Source organism: Vallitalea maricola, assembly GCF_036985595.1.
GTDB lineage: Bacteria > Bacillota > Clostridia > Lachnospirales > Vallitaleaceae > Vallitalea > Vallitalea maricola.
In genome coordinates this window covers 1-22,285 of record NZ_BTPU01000004.1, presented here as the reverse complement: position 1 = coordinate 22,285, position 22,285 = coordinate 1, and the positions used below count along the sequence as shown (strand labels likewise).

19 protein-coding genes and 1 riboswitch are annotated in these 22,285 nt (G+C 31.6%); of the genes, 1 reads left to right on the top strand and 18 read right to left on the bottom strand.

Annotation, left to right across the window (positions count from 1 at the left end; genetic code table 11):
- Positions 1-44: 44 nt before the first annotated feature.
- From AACQ14_RS01250 to AACQ14_RS01215, 8 genes are all read right to left on the bottom strand, one after another.
- The gene (locus AACQ14_RS01250; RefSeq protein ID WP_339361750.1) at positions 45-806 is read right to left on the bottom strand and encodes a PHP domain-containing protein; all 762 of its coding nucleotides are present in this window, start codon (positions 804-806) and stop codon (positions 45-47) included.
- 20 nt (positions 807-826) lie between these two features.
- The gene (locus AACQ14_RS01245; RefSeq protein ID WP_339361749.1) at positions 827-1,708 is read right to left on the bottom strand and encodes a carbohydrate ABC transporter permease; all 882 of its coding nucleotides are present in this window, start codon (positions 1,706-1,708) and stop codon (positions 827-829) included.
- 11 nt (positions 1,709-1,719) lie between these two features.
- Positions 1,720-2,610 carry an ABC transporter permease gene (locus AACQ14_RS01240; RefSeq protein WP_339361748.1) on the bottom strand — a complete coding sequence of 297 codons (891 nt, stop codon included), beginning with the start codon at positions 2,608-2,610 and terminating at the stop codon, positions 1,720-1,722.
- A gap of 139 nt (positions 2,611-2,749) precedes the next feature.
- The gene (locus tag AACQ14_RS01235) at positions 2,750-4,435 is read right to left on the bottom strand and encodes an extracellular solute-binding protein (RefSeq protein WP_339361747.1); all 1,686 of its coding nucleotides are present in this window, start codon (positions 4,433-4,435) and stop codon (positions 2,750-2,752) included.
- Positions 4,436-4,802: 367 nt separating this feature from the next.
- Positions 4,803-6,302, bottom strand: a complete 1,500-nt coding sequence (locus AACQ14_RS01230) for a response regulator transcription factor (RefSeq protein ID WP_339361746.1) — start codon at positions 6,300-6,302, stop codon at positions 4,803-4,805.
- Positions 6,303-6,396: 94 nt separating this feature from the next.
- On the bottom strand, positions 6,397-8,133 hold the full coding sequence (locus tag AACQ14_RS01225) for a sensor histidine kinase (protein ID WP_339361745.1): 1,737 nt from the start codon (positions 8,131-8,133) through the stop codon (positions 6,397-6,399).
- Between the two features lie 253 nt (positions 8,134-8,386).
- Positions 8,387-8,650, bottom strand: coding sequence for a hypothetical protein (locus AACQ14_RS01220; protein WP_339361744.1), 264 nt, complete (start codon positions 8,648-8,650; stop codon positions 8,387-8,389).
- Between the two features lie 573 nt (positions 8,651-9,223).
- Positions 9,224-10,057 (bottom strand): AraC family transcriptional regulator, encoded by an 834-nt coding sequence (locus tag AACQ14_RS01215; protein WP_339361743.1) that lies wholly within the window; start codon positions 10,055-10,057, stop codon positions 9,224-9,226.
- A 119-nt stretch (positions 10,058-10,176) separates the two neighbouring features.
- On the opposite strand from AACQ14_RS01215, the gene AACQ14_RS01210 reads away from it, so the two are divergent.
- On the top strand, positions 10,177-11,247 hold the full coding sequence (locus AACQ14_RS01210) for a uroporphyrinogen decarboxylase family protein (protein ID WP_339361742.1): 1,071 nt from the start codon (positions 10,177-10,179) through the stop codon (positions 11,245-11,247).
- 332 nt (positions 11,248-11,579) lie between these two features.
- On the opposite strand, the gene kamE is transcribed toward AACQ14_RS01210, so the two are convergent.
- The 10 genes from kamE to kal all read right to left on the bottom strand — a co-directional run bounded on the left by kamE (position 11,580) and on the right by kal (position 21,485).
- Positions 11,580-12,362, bottom strand: a complete 783-nt coding sequence (kamE, locus tag AACQ14_RS01205) for a lysine 5,6-aminomutase subunit beta (protein ID WP_339361741.1) — start codon at positions 12,360-12,362, stop codon at positions 11,580-11,582.
- A 15-nt stretch (positions 12,363-12,377) separates the two neighbouring features.
- A complete protein-coding gene (gene kamD, locus AACQ14_RS01200) occupies positions 12,378-13,928 on the bottom strand; it encodes a lysine 5,6-aminomutase subunit alpha (protein ID WP_339361740.1) in 1,551 nt (516 codons plus the stop codon).
- Positions 13,929-13,961: 33 nt separating this feature from the next.
- A complete protein-coding gene (kamC, locus tag AACQ14_RS01195) occupies positions 13,962-15,452 on the bottom strand; it encodes a lysine 5,6-aminomutase reactivase ATPase KamC (RefSeq protein ID WP_339361739.1) in 1,491 nt (496 codons plus the stop codon).
- Complete coding sequence (kamB, locus tag AACQ14_RS01190; RefSeq protein ID WP_339361738.1) at positions 15,439-16,467, bottom strand: lysine 5,6-aminomutase reactivase subunit KamB; 1,029 nt, start codon at positions 16,465-16,467, stop codon at positions 15,439-15,441. The genes kamC and kamB overlap by 14 nt, the downstream gene beginning before the upstream one ends.
- Positions 16,439-17,722 carry a lysine 2,3-aminomutase gene (gene kamA, locus AACQ14_RS01185; RefSeq protein WP_339361737.1) on the bottom strand — a complete coding sequence of 428 codons (1,284 nt, stop codon included), beginning with the start codon at positions 17,720-17,722 and terminating at the stop codon, positions 16,439-16,441. Before kamA ends, kamB begins: the two co-directional genes overlap by 29 nt.
- A gap of 31 nt (positions 17,723-17,753) precedes the next feature.
- Entirely contained in the window at positions 17,754-18,788 is a 1,035-nt protein-coding gene (gene kdd, locus AACQ14_RS01180) for an L-erythro-3,5-diaminohexanoate dehydrogenase (RefSeq protein ID WP_339361736.1), read from the bottom strand.
- Positions 18,789-18,898: 110 nt separating this feature from the next.
- The gene (locus AACQ14_RS01175; RefSeq protein WP_339361735.1) at positions 18,899-19,561 is read right to left on the bottom strand and encodes a 3-oxoacid CoA-transferase subunit B; all 663 of its coding nucleotides are present in this window, start codon (positions 19,559-19,561) and stop codon (positions 18,899-18,901) included.
- A gap of 16 nt (positions 19,562-19,577) precedes the next feature.
- Positions 19,578-20,222, bottom strand: a complete 645-nt coding sequence (locus AACQ14_RS01170; protein WP_339361734.1) for a 3-oxoacid CoA-transferase subunit A — start codon at positions 20,220-20,222, stop codon at positions 19,578-19,580.
- Positions 20,223-20,275: 53 nt separating this feature from the next.
- Positions 20,276-21,094, bottom strand: a complete 819-nt coding sequence (gene kce / locus AACQ14_RS01165; protein ID WP_339361733.1) for a 3-keto-5-aminohexanoate cleavage enzyme — start codon at positions 21,092-21,094, stop codon at positions 20,276-20,278.
- Positions 21,095-21,104: 10 nt separating this feature from the next.
- Complete coding sequence (kal, locus tag AACQ14_RS01160) at positions 21,105-21,485, bottom strand: 3-aminobutyryl-CoA ammonia lyase (protein WP_113675963.1); 381 nt, start codon at positions 21,483-21,485, stop codon at positions 21,105-21,107.
- A gap of 187 nt (positions 21,486-21,672) precedes the next feature.
- Positions 21,673-21,868: riboswitch (Lysine riboswitch) on the bottom strand.
- Between the last annotated feature and the right edge of the window lie 417 nt (positions 21,869-22,285).

Sequence of the window (22,285 nt, the reverse complement as noted above, 5' to 3'; positions counted from 1 at the left end):
TCTTAATACTTTAATTAATATATAATTATATATCTGCTTATAAATTATATTTCATAAGATTTACCCATTGCAACTCTATCAAATTGACCTTCCCAATTTCCTGTAGTTTCTTGATAATATTTTTTATCCTTACCTTCTTTAATGAGTTTTCTTATAATTTCTTCTTGTTTTTTCACTTTTTCATTGAATATCTTTACTCTCACGATACTTGGTGCGCAAGTATACTTACCTGCTTTCAATATCTCAACTAATTCAGCATCATCTTGTGGTGTATAATCCAAATCATTATAATAAATACCAACATGTTTGGAATCATGTCCGTCAGAATTACTTATTAATCTAGTATTCAACCTTTTTGCCAGATTTTTGATGTTTTGCTCATCATCTTTACCTATATTGGTTGAATGAATCTCTATAGCATCTGGTATATAATTTTCTATGTCTACATTTACATAGTCTTTATATCTATATGGATGGGCTAATGCTATGAATCCATTATTTTCTTTTACATATTTGTATAGTTCTTCATATGACCAGTCTTTCTCTTCCAATATCTTATCATTAATACCAATAACCAAGATATCTTCACCTTTATCTTTTATAGTGATTTCAATCCCACTATATATCCTGAATGGCTTGTATTTCTTGTTTAATTCATCTATATGTTCTTTTGAAGAAATCCTGTTATGGTCTGTAAAAACCAATCCATCTAATCCAAATCTAATTGCGGATTCTATATGTTCTTTTTCACTTGCTATACTACAAGCTGAACGTTCCTTAGCATGTACGTGTAAATCTATTTTCATGTCAATCTTCCTTTCTATAGTTATTCTTTAACGGCTCCTACAACAATTCCAGTTACAAAATATTTTTGTATGAATGGATATATCAGTAGTATAGGTACCATGGAAACAATAACTTTAGCTGAGTTGAAGGTTAAACTAGACATTGCCATTTGTCGCTCAATCTGTTCTGGCGTCATGTTAGCCATTCTTTCAGGATTCAAATCAACTGTCAAGGATTGAATATATGTCTGTAATGGTAATTTTGCTGGAGAATTAATATAGATTTTACCATCAAAGAATGCATTCCAATGAGCTACTATAGCAAACAATGCAATTGTAGCCAAAGCTGGTTTTGAAATAGGTACGAAGATTTTCCATAAAATCTGCATTGGATTAGCTCCATCCACTTCAGCTGCTTCTTCCAATGAATTAGGTACACCTTTGAAGAAGTTCATAAGAAGTATTACATTAAACACTGGAACAGCAGTTGGTAGAACTAATGACCATATTGTATCCATTAGACCTAGATTCTTAATAACTAAGAATGTAGGAACTAAACCACCATTGAACATCATGGTAACAATTATTATCCACATATATACTTTCTTGTATTTAAAAGCTTTTGTACTCTTAGATAATGGATATGCCATCAATATTGAAAGCAACATATTAATTGACACACCTAATAAAACTCTATATATTGAATTGAAGAATGATACTATAAATTGACTTTCATGTATCATAGCCTCATAAGCTGCCATTGTGAAATTAACTGGCAGGTAATATACTTTTCCTAATGCTGCACTGGTTCTATCACTAAAAGATATGGCAATAGTATTAAGTATAGGCATTAAACAGGAAAAAGCACATAAAATGAGGATGATACCTATAATAATATCAGCGGTTGTAATTTTTTTTCTCATTTTTGTTCCTCCTAGAAAATTCTATAATCCGAATACTTAGCTGCCAATTTATATGATACGAACAACATTACAAAGCTGATTACTGATTTTAATAAACCTACTGCTGTACCAAAACTGTATTGCAGATTTACTAAACCAACTCTATAAACATATGTATCTATAATATCACCAGTTTCATATACCAAAGGACTATACATGTTGAAAATCTGTTCAAAACCAGCGTTCATTACCTTACCCATGTTAAGGGTTGTCATCAAGATAATAGTAGGTAAAATACCTGGTATTGTTATACTTTTGATTTTCTGCCAACGAGTCGCCCCATCAATATCTCCTGCTTCATAGAGTGTAGGATCAATACTGGTCATGGCTGCAACATAGATGATTGCGTTATAACCAAAGTTTTTCCAAACATCTCCACCAATCATAATGGACCTGAACCATTTATTACTAACCAGATACATTGATGGCTCACCGCCAAAAAATGTTACTACTTGATTAACTATTCCTGTATATGAGAAAATGTTACTGAACATAACTGCCAATATTACCCATGACAAGAAATGAGGTAAGTACACAATAGTTTGTACTGCTCTTTTAAATAGTAATATTCTACATTCATTCAATAGAAGAGCAAATGCAACAGCAACAATCATTCCTATAAGTATTTTAGCTACAGCAATTATTATTGTATTAAAAAATATTTGTTTTGCATCAGGCAATAATAATATACGTTTAAAATTGTCCAATCCTATAAAATCAGAATGTAAAATTCCTTTTGCAGGTTGGAAGTTTTGGAAAGCCATGATTATTCCACCCATAGGAATGATGCTGAAAATAATTAATGCTATCATCCCTGGCAATAACATAGCATGATAATATAATTGATTAACCTTACTTCTCAAAATATGTTCCTCCTAATAATTTAATACACCATCATAGACAACCAAGGATATTTATATAAATTTCGTAATCATTAAATTTCTACCCTATTATAATATTAACCGCCTAATCTATAGGCGATTAATATGTTTTGTCTATATATTATTTCAAGATATCCTCTACTTCTTTAGTTAATACATCTCCACCTAATTTGTACCATTGTTCTACGAATTCATCAAAATAATCAAGTGGTTTTTCACCAATAATGATTTGTAAGAACATTTGATCTTCCAATTTGTCAAGTGTAGGCTTTAATCTTGCAGATGATTCAGTTGTATAACAGTATGCTGCATCAACTGGATTGTTTTCTGGTGTATCTAAAATATTAGATGATAAATATCTTCTCTCATATGCTTTAAAATGATTTTTATCTTTATTAACGCCATCTACATAATCTTTTGCATATTGAGCTTGAGCTCTGTCATAATCTGATGTAGTTTCATCTTCATGTAATTCTCCAGTTTCAATAAGACCTTTAGTTAATTTACCTAACTTAGGTACTACATCATAATAATCAATATTAAAGTTTCCTGTTGGGAATAAAGCTACTCTACTGATACCTTTATCAATAAGTGGTTGAATTGCTTTATTTCCTTCTACGTTAAATCCTCTATACATATCAAATGATAAGTTTACAATCTTGAATAGTGCTTCTGGATTCTTGAAGTTCTTATTAATTGCTAATAAGTCACCTGTTGGTGATGGATTAAGGTGATTGAATTTTCCATTAGCATCAAGTGGTGCATTTACTGGAATAAATTCAGCATTTGGATCTGTTTTTATTATATCACCAGGTACTGACCACCAAGGTCCAAAATACGCTCCTGATAATCCAGAAGTCAATAATGCTTCTGTTTCACCAGTTCCAAGACGTGTTAAGAATTGCTTATCAATCAAACCATCACTATACATTTCTCTTAAAACTTTTAAACCTTCTTTTACTTCAGGTGCTGTTGAACCATAATAGATTTTTCCGTTCTCATCTTGCATCCATTGTGCTGGATAAGCTCCTAAACTATGAAATATTGGTTCAGCTCCATATTGGTTAGCATATCCCCCAACAGGTTTTACTGCACTTAATGCTAAACCAACTGTATTACCGGCTCCATTGTTTCCTGGGTCTTTATCAATGAACTCTTTTAAAACATGTTTTAGGTCTTCGATTGTTTTAGGTTCTTCTAACCCAAGTTTGTCCATCCAGTCTTTACGTAACCATAAAATGTTATGTCCATAACCTAAGCTGGCACTAGAGATAGCTCTTAATTTTCCATCAATAGTTAAAGGCTCTAGGTTTTTGCCATTGTATGACTCATATGTACTCTTCATATATTCACCAGCACATTTATCATATATATCAGTTAAATCTGCTAATAGATCATTATCTACCATTTGTCTGAATGTTAAATAGTTTTCTGCAGGAATAATGAACATATCAGGTAAAGCTCCTGCTGCAATGTTTAATGAAAGCTTATTATTATACTCGCTTCCCTCTGCCTGCCATGCAACTTTTACATCAACATTTAATTCATTACGAATCCAGTCTAGTAAGATATTATCTTCTGGAGTTTGTCCATCAACTAGATTAGGATTAGCTGCAATAGTTTTCGCTACGTTTATAGTTACCATTTCAGGGTATTTACCCAAAGGTGTCATTGCTTCAGAATCTTGAGTTACCGTATTCTTATCGGATTCGTTATCCTTTGGTTTGCTATTTGATGTACCACATGCAGATAGTACCATACTAACTATTAATAATAGTATTAATAAACAGCTTTTCTTGTTTTTCATTATCTGATCCTCCATGTTTTTAATCAATTAATATTTTCATACCATCATTAGCAACTTATCTCCTAGGGTGAATCATGTTTATAGATATCTACCATGTCTCATGGGTAAATTCTTGTTTAATATGAGATATAGACAAAACATTTGATAGTAGTTAAGGCTTCTTATATCTAAATGGGAGTAGGCATTTCTCCCTTATCAACGCAACCGTAAGTTCTCTTAACCACAATTATCAACTTTTATTTTACTATCCTTACACATATCATTAATAGACATTTCATTCACCCTTGCTTGCTATATATATATAATATCTGATATAAATATTTATATAAATAAACAAACATGTGGTGTTTTGTGTACAAATCCGACATTAATTATACAATTCTTTGTATTCCTTTGGTGTATATCCTGTATTTTTTTTAAATATCTTACTAAAATATTGTGGATTATGTCCTAACCCTATTTTCTCCGCAACCTTATATATCTTCTCATCTTCACTCATTAAACTTATAAGAATCTTAGCTCTTTCAATGCGTTTATGATTAAGGTAAGATGTAAAATTCTGACCTACCTGCTTAGTGAATGCTCTACTGATATAATCTTCATTAAGAAAAACTAATTCCTTTGCACACCACTTCAAAGTAAGATTTGAATCATCTAAGTGTTCATTAATATATTTAGTTATTTTATCTACAAAATTTTCATCTTTATTATCTAGACGAATCAAGCTACATATAATATTGTTCAGAATAACTATTACTTCATCTGTGTCATTTATTGCATATACTTGATTCAAAACACTTGTCAAATGCTTTGTATCAAGCAACCCTGCAGATGAATATTTAATTAATAATTTTGTACATACCATAACAGAAAAATTTCTATCATATTTGTAGAATAAAGATTGTACATGATTGTTGATACTCTGCTTATCACCTTGTGTAATGTATTTCACAAATTGCTCTTGAATATGAGCAATATCCACATCATTATATGCTCCTTTTATATCACATGGACTTATACCATCACTATTAATTATTAGATAGTATGATGATTTTTTGTATATCTTAGTGATAATACCGCATAACTCATTAGGTGAACATTTTATGACCTTGTTAAGAATAGGCATACTGCCTAATTGCTCGAAAAGTTTTTTCTGCAAAAATGTAAGTTCATTGTAAGGTAATTCATCGTTTGTAGAAAAGTAGAAACAGCCTAGAGTATTATTTATTTTCATTACTGATGAAATGACTGTAGATGAAGTTGAATCAGCAAATTCTAAAAAACTATCATAAACACCCTCTGGATTATTTACATCCTCATCCCAATTGAAGCTGACCCAAAATAATTTATCATAATCAGAGAATAATATATTAAGCCAATGTTCCATTTCTAGATCTGGTTCTTTATTCTGTAATACCAGGTTTATGAATTGCTGCAAAAAGATATGTTGTACAAATTGTTGTGCTTCCATTTTCTTTTCTATGATTCTTTTACTATTTATATCTGAGATAGTTTTCAACAATGCTTCTTCTATCTCCTTTTCACTACAAGGCTTCAAAATATAATGCTTCACGTTCTCCTGCATGGCATTTTTTGCGAATTCAAATTCATTATAACCTGATAAAATAATAAACTCACAATCAATACCCAGTGCTTTTATATTCTTAATAAGTTCTATACCATTCATTACAGGCATTTTGATATCAGTAATAATAATATCTATTTTGTTTTTCTTTGCTATATTTATTGCTTCAATAGCATTAGAACAACTTCCAATAAGAGTTATATTATATTTCTCCCAATTAATCAATTTACTTATACTCTCTCTTACAATACTTTCATCATCAACTAATAATAGTTTATACATGATAATCCTCCCAGTAATCTACTAATTATAAGAATTTCATAATTGAAAATCTCTCAATTATTATAGTTGTAAAATGTATTATTAATGTTTGAAACTATACTTTTGGTAATTTTATTATTACTCTCGTTCCATGTCCTGTATTATGAAGTTCAAGACCATAGTCATCTGAAAATAATAATTGTATTCGTTTATGAATGTTAGTTAATCCAATACCTAGTCCTGAAGGTTTTACAGTCTTATTTTCTAACTTTTCCAGCATATTATCTTGAATTCCAGGTCCATTGTCTTCTACTATCAAATTAAATGAATCACCTGTATCTTCTGTAGTAATCTTGATAATACAAGTCTCTAGCATATTTTCAAGGGCATGATTAATAGCATTTTCTACAATAGCCTGTAATGCCATTTTGGGTATTTTTTGATTATATAAGAATTCTGAAACTTCTACTTCAGTTTCCAGTCTATCTTTATACCTTATTTTTTGAACCACTATATAATTTTGTGTATTCTCCAATTCTTTTTCTAATACTACAACATTATTTTGTTCATCCAATGCAAATCTCAGCATTTTCCCCACTGATTCAACTATAATAGATATTTCCGTTTGATTATTGGCTTTAGCCATCCAATTCACAGTCTGCAATATATTAAACAAAAAGTGAGGGTTGATTTGTTGCTGTAAAGATTTTATATGAGCATCCTTTATTAATAATTGTTTCACATAATTATCATTAACCAATTGCCTGATATCATTAACCATTTCGTCGAAACTTCTATGAACAAACCCTAATTCATCATTCCGATTGGTATAGTCATACTCACAATCAATAGTAAAATTCCCTTTTTTGAATGTATGCATTTTATTAACAAGCGTATCAAAATGTTTAATTATCTGAGATACTATTTGAATACTCAATCCAAACGCCACTATCATGACAATGACAAGTACAACTGTCATAACTAACCTAAGGGATTTTATTGAACCTCCAATAGAATCAAAAGGAATATACATTGTATATTTCCATGGCAAGAAAAGATTTTGGGTTTCTGTAACAAAATACTCGCTCTTACCGTTTTTCATAATGCTGTAAGTATTATCCAAGCTCTTACTCTTAACCTTCAAATCTATCTCTAAGTTACTGTACAATACCTCATCTTCTGAAACAATGCTAATAAGTGGGTTATAGTTAAGCTTTTGGTAATATACTAATTGTTTCTCTAAAATGTCTTGCAAGTCAACATGAACAACTAATACTCCCATGCTATTTAAGGAAAGATTTTTCACCTGTCTTATATCTCTGGCACATATAACACTTGAATCACTTCTACCACTTGATAACCATACAGTTTTACCTCCAGCATTTTTAGCTTCTAAAATAGCCTTTTGTATCACTTCATGTTTATCATCAAGGAAATTCCAACCGCAATTGATACGTAGATTATCTGTATAAATTGCCATGGAGATAATATTTTCATCTGAGTAGTATTCATTCAATGTTTTGTTGATATTAGCGATGGACTCGCTGTACATAATATTCATTTCTTTTGTTTGAATAATGGGCATTTGGGTTTGAATAACACTATCACCAATTATAGAATCTGTTATTTTTTCAATTTGTTTAAGATCGTTTTCTATATTGACAATAGTCATTTCGAGAATATGAGATGTGTTATGATATAGTAATTGGTTATATTTCCCAAAAATATAAAAGGAAAATATTGATGTTACCCCAACACATATTAATACAGAAACAGTTATAATTACCGAAAATTTATGATTAAGACTTATATTCCTTAGAGTTTTTTTTATGTATTGCACAATCTTATTCATTCAGATATCCTTTCATTTAATAACATTTACTACTAATTCATCAACATTTTTCGCTAATTACCAGCAATTTATTTATATTATACATTGTAGCACCGATAGTTATTAAAATACAATAACTTTTATTTCAAAATAATATTTCTAATTATTATAATATATCATTCTAATTAAATAGGAACCAGATATATGCCTACATACAGGCTATATATTCTAGTTCCTATTTTAATTTTTTATTATATTCATTGGGTATTTTATCTTATATCAAAAAATTACACATTGAATATTCATCTAACTTTTGATTTTTTTCCCTTATGGCTTCTTTTATTCTCTTTTTGGTTTGATGATTTTTACTTTTTTTCTTAACTAGTTCGTCACTTTTATTAACAGTCAAATTTACTTTAAAAGTTCCTATATTCATTGCCATACTTATAACTGACATTCTTATTCCCTCCTTGATGCTGTCCTTATATTCCGCACTATTTCTATTATCTATATCTTGTATTATTGATATGTCACTCATGATATCAACTCCTGTTATTCTTAGATTTATTATAATTTCATTCTACACTTTTCAACATTGTTCCTTATCTACATATCTAATCCCAATGTTCGGTTTATTCTATTCATAAGTATCCTCCCATAAAATTCTAGCCTACATTTTTAGTTATAATTTTATCACCATCATATTTATTTAACCTCCTTTATCCTAAGAATTATATGCAATCCTATAAAGGTTACAAACATAGAAAAAGCCATAGGTACTACCCTATGGCTTATTTTGAAAGCTATTTTATGCATAAAAAAACCATAGAGCATTATACATGACCTATGGCTGTTATTATCTATAATTAATTCATGACTATCTATGAATTCTTAAAAGGTCTAAGTCGTGTATAACATTATTACAATATGAAGTTTGTTTTCTGTTCATTACTATTATATTTAACATTTGTACACAACCTCCTTTTTTCTCTTTTACATTTTTACGTCTTTTAATATCTTAACCGATAACTATTATATACCATTATCTAGTAAATTGCAACCTTTTATTAATAATGTAATATTTTTGTAATATTTTACCATTTAAACTTAACTAGATTCCCATTCTAAAATTCTTTGGTGACACACCAACAATTTTCTTGAATTGGTTTGAAAAAGAATATGAATCATAAAATCCTAACATATCAGCTATTTCAGATATAGTAAGATTAGGATCATGGAGCATACTCTGAGCTTCATTAATACGCTTTGTTATAAAGTATTTATGGGGAGAGACTCCTATCCTCTGCTTAAAAAGTTTTCTTAGCTTTTCATAACTCATATTGTATTTCTTAGCTTCTTCTTTTATATCTATCTTCCTATGGAATCCATGACTTAATGTATCGCACAACATTTCAATACATCTCTCTTCTTCATTTAATATATATAACTGTTCATTGATAGAATTGATTAATACCAAAAAACTTTGAACTTTTATAAATAATTCTTTCATGTCCTTTTCCTTTGCTTCCTTGAAACTGGTTAACAACTTACAACATTGATTAATAAGCATAGGACTAGGCTTAGTCTTAAACACAGGCTCAACCGTATTAAGAATCCCGATATCTCCTAATGTTCTATATATAGAAGGACCCATACAAATATAAAATTCCAACCAGGGTTCAGTTCCTTCTACAACAGTTGTATGTTTTACATTAGGTCTTCGCTGAACAAAATAACCTGGCCTCAACTCAGTCTCACATCCATCTGCACTGATATATTTTCCCTTGCCGCTTAGAACAATAAAACCCCCATAATAAATGAAGTTATGTAATTTCTTCTCAGCATTTTTAGTTAAAAATCCACATGATATTATTCCTTCAATAGATTTTTGATTAATATGATAATAACAAGTATCTGTCACAAAAAGTTCCTTTGGAATATTCACTCCACCACCTCAATACCATTTTTTACATTATTTGTACCATTTATATCATTCTTACTAACAATAATACCATATATACTTATAACCATAATACCATATTATACATATAAGGAGGTATAATAATGACAAAAAAAGATAATTTAATCTCATTAATCAAAAGACAAGGCTATGAAGAGGCTCCTGTCTTTTTCGACTTATGTCCATCCTTGATAGAAAAATATAAAGAGAAAACGAAATCTGATATATCTTACCAAGAATACTTTGATATGCCTTGGCGTTGTATCGAAGACAGAAAACTGATTAATCATGATACTGAAAAATACCGCTCTTACTATAACTTTCAACTAAAAGAAGGGACTTATATTGATGAATGGGGAGTTGCTCATGAACCAGGTAGCGAAGCAGCTATGCATATGACATATATGCGTCATCCCATGAAAGACTTGACAACCATGGAAGAACTTGAAGCATATCCATTTCCTGACTTCGCTAATGCTGAACATGCACATCAAAAAGCACAATGCGATGAATATCACGCAAAAGGCTTAGCAGCTATGGGTAACATGCAATGTACAGTTTGGGAACTATCATGGTATATGCGAAGTATGGAACAACTAATGATGGATATGATTGCCGATCCTGAAAAAGCAGCATTTATCCTTAACCGCGTTACTAAATTATCTATTATAAGAGCAGTATCATTCGTCAAAGCAGGTGCAGATATGCTCTTCTTCGGAGACGATGTAGGAATGCAAAACAGCATAATGCTCAGTGAAGATATGTATGTAACTTGGTTAAAACCTAGATTAAAAAAGATTATAGATACTGTTAGAGAGATTAATCCTGATATAATAATCTTCTATCACAGCTGCGGTTTCATCACACCATTCATACCACACCTTATTGACGTAGGTGTAGATGTACTTAACCCAGTTCAACCAGAATGTATGACTTTTGATGAAATCCACAAGAAATACAACGATAAAATCTCTTTCTACGGAACCATAGGTACTCAAACCACTATGCCATTCGGAACACCATCCGAAATCAAAGAAGAAGTAACCAAAAATCTAACTCTAGCCGGTAAAAAAGGAGGATTAATATGTGCTCCAACCCATTTATTAGAACCCGAAGTACCCTGGGAAAATATACTAGCTTACGTAGAAGCGTGTAAAAACTTCAAACCAATATAATTTTAAATTAAACTACATAATAATAGAACTAGAACACTATAAATATGCTAAATAATCAATAATTGCACATAGAAGAAAAAGTGTTTTGTAACTAAATTGACGGTCACTAGGAGCAAAATAGTATATGTATATGTGGAATAGTGAGGCAGGAAGCCGAACCCAGCATTTAACCTGACAGCCCTACTGGACTGTCAGAAATAAAACTGGACTCGATGTCCAGTTTTATTTGTTGAGCTCAGGACGAGCAAGTAGCTGGCGTAACATATACATATACTATTTTGCAGAACCCAAGTCCGAACAAAACACTTTTTCTGACCTACTTTAAACTAACATTAATTCCTCTCCTTCATCTGTGTTACCACAAAAGAAGCCACATCATCAGCATACTTACCTGGTCCAAATCCTGCATCAAAACCTATCTCCTTCGCCAATTCATGGGTAATCCTTGGTCCACCACATACAAGTATAATCTTATCTCTCAACCCTTCAGCTTCCAGTAATTCAACAAGATTAGTCAAATTAGCTATATGTATATTCTTTTGTGTAACTGTCTGAGAAACCAAAAGAACATCAGCTTTCAACTCTATAGCCTTTTTTATAAACTCCTCATTAGGTACTTGACTGCCAAGATTATACGCATCAATCATATCATATCTCTCTAATCCATAATGCCCAGCATAACCCTTCATATTCATAATTGCATCTATACCTACAGTATGAGCATCTGTACCAGTACTAGCTCCAATTATTACAACTTTTCTTTTGATATGCTCTCTTATGTAATTATTAATCTCTTTCATATCCATAGTATTTACTTCAATGCGCTCAACATGAATTTTTGTATAATCTACTCTATGACTTACACCACCATATACTACATAAAAAGTAAATTCTTTATCTAAAGCATTATGGCAAACCACTGAAGGCTCGGTAATACCCATTTTCTTAGCCAGAATCTTAGCTGCTTCCATTCCATTTTCATCATCAACAACTGGTAATGTAAAACTTAACTGTACCTTACCATCATTCATTGTATCTCCATAAGGAGCTAACTTACATAGATCAAGGGTTGTATCATAATCCCTTTTCTCCATAGAATATAAACCACCACTCATACATACCCCTCCTATCTATTTATCTAACATCAATTCAATGAAAGGATTATAATATTCTCTATCCTTCATTATTACTCCATCTAATCCTTTACCACCATCTATAGGTCTCTTAACTCCAGCAAATATGCCTTTTTCAAGAGTCTTGAAAAGTCCTTCTTTTTCTATTTCAACTAACAGATCATTAGTTTTTGCAAGAACTTCTTTTGCTCTATTTTGAATAATGCCATCTTTTTTATAAGTTATCTCCTCTCCAAGAGAATGCATGTTGTTAAAGATATACCTGGCATTTTCTATTGATAAGGCTCTATCTGCCATAAAAGGCGTATGTATGGCTTCTGTAAGCATACCTAATAAATGTATCTTTTGATTGGTTAGAATTGAAACCATATTAAACAATGTATTCTGAACATGCCCTTTGAAAATATTACCTGTCATGAATTTTGTTGGAGGCATATATTTCAACGGAGCTTTTGGGAAAATCTCTCTTGCCATTTGGGCTTGAGCAAGTTCCATCAAAAAACCATCCTTCAATTCTGGATTCATTTCAAATGCATGACCAAGTCCCATTAATTCTTCTTTTAACCCTGCAAGCAAAGCAAATTGCTCATTGATGAATTGTGAAGCCAGAACAGTATGTGCTTCTTCAACTGCATCCGAAGTAGTTAAATAATTATCTTCACCAGTATTGATAATTACACCTGCAAAACCATTTATGATTCTGGAAAAGTGCTGGTCTATCATTGTTCTCTGCATATTGATATCCCTGAAAAGTATTCCATACAAGGCATCATTGAGCATTACATCCAATCTTTCAATAGCTCCCATTGCCGCTATTTCAGGCATACATAATCCTGAACAATAATTACATAATCTTATATATCTCCCTAGTTCTATAGAAACCTCATCTAGAGCCTCTCTCATTAAGCGAAAGTTTTCTTGTGTAGCATAAGTACCTCCAAATCCTTCTGTAGTTATTCCATATGGAACATAATCAAGAAGACTCTGCCCTGTTGTTCTTATGACAGCAATGATATCTGCTCCCTGCTTAGCTGCTGCTACAGCTTGAGTTATATCTTCATATATATTACCTGTAGCAACTATGACATATAGATAAGGTTCTGTCTTGTCTCCAAAATCTTCTAGTAGCTTTTCACGTCTACTACTATTCTTTCTTATCTTGGCTACTGTTTCTTTTGCCGTCTTATCAAGTTCTAATTTTATATCAAATATATCCCCCATTGGAATCTTGGGCAAATCAAGTTCCTCATTTGCTACTTTTTCTGCCACCATTTGTGGTGTCATAGAATACTTGAGCATAGCATTACCTATGTAAACAGCCGCACCACTGGATAATCCTTCTCCCTTTTTAATATTATCAACTACAACATTAGGAAGTGGAACCATATAATCATTGACACCATCAATACCTAACAATCTACATACAGTTCTTTCTACAGAAACAGTTGTATGTCTTTCAATGAATTCCTGTGTTTCCGTAGCAATGTTTCTTGCTGCGTTTCTGCAATCATCTACTAACTCCATGTTAAGATTTATTTTACTTTCCATCATACCCACCAACCTTCTCTAAAATAAATATTACTAAGAATTTTTTATCATTGCTTCTGTATAGTCTAATATTTTTTCATCAAGTCCTAATAGCTTAGCCACCTTAATGGCATCCTTTGGAACAGCACAATGCTCATCTACAATCTCTAACCTATAATCCATTTTGTCTTGAATAATACGAGTTGAATCTTCTCTGTCCACATTTATTTTATTCCTTAAATTAATCTCATCAACATTCTTAAGTCCTACAACTTGATAATGTTTCATATCTCTATCAATGATGCCATCATAATGTGTTGATATAAGACTTACCGTATTATAATCTTTAAGGAATTTACATAAAGCCCTTAAAAGAATGACTCCTTCTCCTGGATTGGTTACTCTTGCGAATTCGTCTAATCCTATGAAGCCATTACCTGTCTTAATATCTTTAATAGCTTCATTTATCTTGATAATCTCTGCGCCAAAAGAACTAAGACCTTTACTTATTGACTGCATATCATCTGATATCAAGTATACGAAGTCCATCATAGCTACTTCAGCTTCTGCTGCAAATACATAAAAACCCATTAGGGCCAATAATAGATTAAGAACCATTGTTTTTATTGTAACGCTCTTTCCTCCCATATTAGCTCCTGTAATAACAGTAACCCCTTTTTCTAAACTAATACTTACAGGTATATAATCTTTATTGTTCTCTCTTAGATAATTTATCACTTTTGGATTTTTCATATCCTTAAAACAAATATTGACTTCTTCCAGTATCTTAGGTTTTACAGCCAAATATTTTATTGCAATCCTACCTTTTGCAATAAGCATATCCAATCTTCCTATTGCATCAATATTATGCTTTATATCATCTATATAATCATAAATCTTTTCACTCAAACATTTCTTTATGCTGCTCTCTAACTTCTCTTCCTCAACTACTAAATCCAATCTTTCACTTTTCAGCAATTTTATTCTTTCTTGATTTTCTTCCTTGAATATAAGTTTTTCTAACTTTATCTTCTTATTTCTAACCTCTTCTAGTTCTATGCTATAAGCATTATATATAGAAAAAGTATGGGAAGTCTTATTCTCTGGATTCAACAGTTTAATAATACTTTTCATAGATTGAAATTTTATATCTATATCAAGATCAAGATTCTTATATGTACTCAACAACTTTTGTGTATTTATTGCAAAACTCTTGATTTCAAACAATTCCACTTCATCTAGTATATAATTTCTGTTATATCTTTTAATAAGATTAGTTATATCCTTAAACTCCATCATCGTTCTTTCAATTTCACTATATGCCTCTTTGTTTCTGTGTAAACTATCAATGATTTTTTCAACATTGTCTAGTTCATTACGGAGTAAATTATATTCTTCTTTTCTATAGACCCTGTTTTTTTTCTTAACAGCCATTCCATAGGGAGTATTGATAGATAATTCATTCAATATATAGTTAAAACCAATCTCTTCTTTTATCTTATTATCCAAATATTTTATTATAACCACCTCCCTAATATTTTTCATCATCCATTACATTATAGACAGGTAAATTGATTTCTCCACTAATTAATGACTTAAGTCTATCTTTGTCAAATTCATAACCATATGGTGAGATTGGATTAACGGTAACTCCTATTAGATTTATCCTATTCAATGCCTCAATTGTTCCACCGCTTCTTAGAAATATATCATACACTTTTTTACTAACGAACATCTTAGTACCATCTTCAATAATAATCTTTATTTGTTTGTATAACTGTGTGCTTCCTATAATTCCCTGAAGTAATCTATCCGATATAATTCCTTTGATAACTATATATTTTGTATGTTCATTGATATTATTGACGATATCTCCTGATGCTTCTAATGCTGTTAGAATAGGAAGATTTCTTATACCATAATCCTTATCAACTAAACATACCTTGTAATCACGGTTTTTCTTTAATAGATTCAATAAATTGACATCTTCATTTTCTTTGATAGATAATAAATTTACTGTGTGTACAGTTTCATATACCACTTTGTTTATATCATTGCTCAAAGATGCACCAGTACATAATATGGTTCCATCAGTAATCGTTGGTGATGCAAATGTTTTTCTTGAAACGGCACCATCACATAATACATAGTCACATCCATAATCTTTCAGCTTGATGCAAATATCTTTCATGTAGTTATTTACCGAAGGTCCAGCTAATTCTATATAACCATCACTTAACGACTTAATGATTATAATTTCTCCCATTGGTGTGTCAATACCAGTAGTATCAACAATCTCCATAGTTACGTCACTTGTCAAGAGACATTTCTTGGCTGTTGCTACATAAGTATTTTTACTAATGTATATTTTTGGCTTGTTAGTACCTGTAACCATATCTTTTTCTTCTCCATCTCTTCCAATGGAGGTAAGGCCAAGGGTATAACTACCCCTAGCCTTGTTTATTATGAAATTTAATGTAGTTGTCTTTCCAACATTTTTATCCATACCAATAATTGATATGCTGTTATATTCAGTTAACCTTTGCAGTAGTTTCTTCAAGGTGTCCATACCCTCTCATTTTTCTTTCCAGACCTTCTGGCTCTATCAATGATTTTTCATTATTAGATAATAATTCTGCAACTCCAACCATATGGGTTTCTTTTTCATGTCTGCATACCTCACAATTACATGCTGGTTCATAATGGTTTGGTTCTTTATAAGTTGTTATAACTCCTTCAAAGTTTCTAAGAACAATCTTATTATGCCCCTGTGAAATAAGGTAATTAGGCATTACTGGTATCTTTCCGCCTCCACCAGGTGCATCAACAACAAAAGTAGGTACACAAAGTCCAGATGTATGTCCACGTAGCCCTTCAATGATTTCAATACCTTTTGCTACAGAAGTCCTAAAATGTTCTATGCCGACTGTAAGATCACATTGATATAAATAATATGGTTTTACTCTTATCTTAACCAATTCATTTACCAATTTTCTCATTACGAATACACAATCATTTACACCCTTAAGCAAAACTGATTGATTACCAAGTGGAATTCCTGCATCTGCTAATTTTTCACATGCCTCTTTTGATTCTTTCGTAATCTCATTAGGATGGTTGAAATGTGTATTAATATATATTGGATGATATTTCTTTAACATACCTACAAGATTATCTGTTATTCTCTGAGGCAACACAACAGGTGTCCTAGTACCTATTCTGATTATCTCTACATGAGGGATTTCTCGTAATTTCTTTATTATAGATTCTAGTTTGTCATCTGATAATAATAGGGCATCTCCACCAGATAACAATACATCTCTAACAACTGGTGTATTAGCAATATATTCTATGGCGGTATTTATTCTATTCATTGGCAGTTCTTTATCTGTATGTCCTGCAAATCTTCTACGAGTGCAGTGTCTACAATACATAGAACATTGATCAGTTACTAAAAACAACACTCTATCAGGATATCGATGAACCAACCCGGGCACAGGTGAGTGTGCATCTTCTGATAGGGGGTCAATGAAGTCAACTGTTGATGTGTGTAATTCTAAGCTATTAGGTACAGCTTGTTTTCTGATAGGGTCATTTTCATCATTCTTATCAATAAGGGATAAGTAGTATGGTGTAATGGCCATCCTTAGTGATTGCAAGCATTTTTTGATTCCTTCTTCTTCAGATTCATTAAGTGGTAAGTATTTTTTTAGCTCTTCAACATTTCTTATCCTATTTTTTATCTGCCACTTCCAATCATTCCAATCGCTATCACTAACATTACTATAATATTCATACCTTCTGCTCTTTTCCATTTTACACCCCACAAAAATTTCCTTCCTATAATTAGTTTAAATACATTTTTTCAAAGATATTTCTGATTGTTTTACTTTCTCTAACATCTTCTAGTGTAATATCAGCATGATTCTTAGAATATCCATTTCCAATAATCATGTTAACGTCTTTTCCAATACCTTCTGCTCCAAGTGCAGCTTTTGTAAAGCTTGTAGCCATTGAGAAGAAATATACTATTCCTTCTTCTCTTACAGGAAGTATTGTTGACATCTCAGTATTTGGGATATTAACGCAGTTTATTGCAACATCAATTTCTTTTCCACCAGTTACTTTCATAACTTCTTCTAATACTTTTGTAGGATTAGTAGCATCAGCTAGGATGATATCATGACAGAATCCTGTTTCTTCCAAGAATTTTCTCTTGCTTTCACTTCTAACCATACCAATTACTTTACCATTTTCGCCTACTTGTTTTCTTGCTTCGTAACAGCATAATAAACCTGATTTTCCATTAGCTCCTAATACAAGAACTGTTTGATCCTTTTTAACTAGTTTTCTAGTTTGAGCTGGTGCTCCTGCAACATCAAGCGCTGCAAGTGCTAATGTTTCTTCCATATCATCAGGAAGCTTAGCATATATACCGCTTTCAAATAAAATAGCAGTACCTTTCACTTCTACACGGTCAATGTCCATCTTAATATCCAATATTTCATCAATCTTAAGTGGAGTAAGAGTAAGTGATACCAATGAAGCTATTTTATCTCCAACTTTCAAGTCTCTGTCTTTTAGGTCACTTCCCATTTCTTTTATTGTACCTATTAGCATACCACCAGAACCAGTTACTGGATTCTGCATCTTACCTCTTTTACCAACAATCTCCATTATCATAGCTTTCATTTTTTCTTTATCTTTATTACAAACATCTTTGATTTGAGTGAAGCTTGCTGAATCTATGTTAAGAGCTTGGATATCAATAAGCATTTCATTATCATATATTTTCATATCGTTAGATATTTTCTGTGCAGCTTGTGGTAATACTCCTTTTGGTTCTATAACTCTGTGTGTTCCGTATTTGCAACCTCTCATAATTTAATCAATCCTTTCAAAATAATATATTCATAAAAACCTTTACTCTAAGTTATCAGCTAAAACATTGTATCACTATATAAATAACCCATAAAAACCTTATTAACTACTTATACTTCCATCACTTGTAAATTATCATCAATAATAAGTTCACAAGCTGTTAAAGATTTTATTTCTTCTATTGTTGTATCTTTATTTATTTCTTTTAACACTACTCCTTTGTCAGTTACTTCCATTACTCCAAGTTCTGTTACTATAAGGTCTATAACTCCTTTTGCTGTTAACGGTAATGTGCACTCATCTAATATCTTAGGTTTACCTTTTGCAGTATGAAGCATAGCTATTATTACTTTTTTGGCACCTGTAACAAGGTCCATAGCTCCGCCCATACCTGGAACCAATTTCCCTGGTATAATCCAGCTTGCAAGATTACCCATCTTATCAACTTCAAGCGCTCCAAGAACAGTGAGATCCACATGTCCTCCTCTTATAAGTCCAAATGAGAAACTAGTATCAAAAAAAGCTCCATCAGGTAATACACTCACGTATCCTCCACCAGCATTTATGATATCTTTGTTTTCACTTTCCTCTGGAGATAGTTTACCCATACCTGTCATACCGTTTTCTGATTGAAAACTTACCTCTATACCTTCTGGAATATAGTTGGCTATTTTAGTTGGAAGACCAATCCCCAGATTAACCAGTTGACCACTCTTCAGTTCTTTTGCTACTCTCTTAGCAATTATTTCTTTTCCTAACTTTTTATCTATCAAAAAATCCACCCCCATCTTAGTTAATAATGTAGTCAACCACAACACCTGGTGTTATAATACTTTCTTTATCAAGCTCTCCTGTCTCAACTAATTCTTCGGCTTCTACTATAACAGTATCAGCTGCCATAGCTATCATGGGATTAAAGTTTCTTGTAGTTCCTTTATAAATTGTATTGCCGAATTTATCAACAACACTTCCTCGAACAATTGCTAAATCAGCTCTTAGAGGCATTTCAAGTAAATAATCCTTATCCTTAACTTTTATAATTTCTTTACCTTCTTCAACTAAAGTACCGACTCCTGTAGGAGTAAGAACTCCACCTAATCCAAATCCACCTGCTCTTATTCTCTCTATAAGAGTTCCTTGTGGTGACAATTCTACTTCTAATTCGCCACTATTCATTAATTCTCCAGTAACAGGATTAGTCCCAATATGTGATGTTATTACTTTTTTAACCTGTCTATTAACTATTAACCTACCTATCCCTTTATCTTCATAACTAGTATCGTTGCCAATTATTGTAAGGTCTTTGATTCCCATTTCAATTATTAAATCTATAATTTTTTCTGGGGTACCACATCCTAGAAATCCACCCACCATAATAACTGAACCATCTTTTAACAAAGGCTTTAAATCATCTTTGCTAACTAATTTATTCACCTTTTCACCTCTTTTAAAATATTATTTATATAAACCTTCTCCTTATTTGACTCTTAACCTATACCTAATATTTTTCTTGCTTCATCAGGAGTTGCTATCTCTCTTCCAAGTTCTTTTGCTAACGTCACTGCTTTTTCCACAAGTTCTCCATTGGAATTTGCTAACACACCTTTTTTCATGTAAATATTATCTTCATAACCTACTCTGACGTGTCCACCCATAATAATACTTATTGTAGCCATATTAAATTCATTTCGTCCTATACCAGTTACTGTATAAGTTGCATCATCTGGAATACTGTCTACTAAGTATATTAAATCTCTAGGTGTTGCCGCTATTCCTCCATTAACTCCTAATACAAAGTTAAAATGGAGTGGCGCTTTTAGAATACCTTTTTTGTATAATCTAAGTGCCATATCAACCATACCTTTGTCAAAAACCTCTATTTCAGGCTTTATACCTAGACCATAGATTTTTTCTGCAAACTCTATTATTGTGTTTTCAGTGTTAACAAAAATATCGTCACCACCAAAATTACATGTTCCACAATCAAGTGTTGCCATCTCTGGACCAAGATATATTGGCTGTAATCTCTCTTCATTTGTCATTCCAACTGCCCCACCAGTGGATGGTTGAATGATTACATCTTTACATTTTTCTTTTATACCATCTATGCATTCTTTGAATCTATTTTTATCTTGTGTAGGAGTTCCATCATCTTCTCTTACATGTAGATGAATGATACTTGCTCCAGCTGTGTAAGCTTTCTCGGCTTCACTGACAATTTCATCTACTGTGTAAGGTACAGTAGGATTATGTTCCTTGGTAACTTCTGCTCCACAAATAGCTGCTGTAATTATTAATTTTTCCATAACTACTTCCCTACTTTCTTTGTTTGTCCTTAGGAACTACACATGTTCCACTTGCCTTACATACTACAACAGACTCTTCCATAACCTCAGCTGCTGAATCATTTATATCTGGTCTTTGTCTTATAACTTTCCTTGCTTCAAATACCATTTTCCTTGAAGTGTTTCCAAACCCAGTGATCTGTCCTTCGCATTCTATGTAATCACCAGCATATACAGGAGCTATGAATTCAATATTGTCATATGCTTTGAATAATCCTTCGTCCCCATCGTTTTTAATCAATAATTCTGTTGCTACATCACCAAAAAGTTGTAAAATCTTAGCTCCATCAACTAGATTTCCCCCATAATGAGCGTCATGACAACTCATTCTTACTCTTATTAATGATTTCATCTACCTAACTCCTTTCTCCCAAACCTAAGGTATTCCTAAGTAATAACTTTAAAAAGTTCTTTATCAACTCCCTTTTATCAATTTTTCACCCTAAATCCAGTCACATAACGCAAGAAAAGCACTGAAAATAAGATTTCAATGCTTTTCGTTAATAAAAGCTATTTATGTAATGAAATCTTATTTTCAATACATAAATAGCTCTCCATAAAACTCAGGATATCTAATCATCCCTTATGGCAGTGATAATGTATTAGTATTATCACCAAGAATATATTTAAGAACCAACATACTCTTTCGGCAAAGGAACCATTCATCTTTAATATTAGAGGTTCTTCTCCTTAACAATTAAAGATTACCCTCTCCTTCGCGCCTCTATTCATGTTTTATATAATATTTATATAGATTGTTATATGAATCTATATAATAATCATATTCAATTTATTATTTAATTGTGTTTGTCAAATTACTATTTCATATAGTTATAATATAATCATGATATAGTTAGCTTGGGGTCATTTTAGTATGTTATTAGACTTATTACATTATAATATTTAAGATTACTATTATAATTATTTTTAGAAGACTTAGGGGTATGTTTTTATATTATCATCTTCTATTTTAATATTCAATTATTATGATAATACTTTTATCATTTGAAATATTTTTTTAATGTTTAATAATTATAATAAAATAGAACTGCATTTTTTATTAACTTTTTTTAAGATATGACTATTTTTTTAAGTTCATTGACATATACTATAGACATATGAAGGTGGTGTTTTTTATGGATGACCATAAAA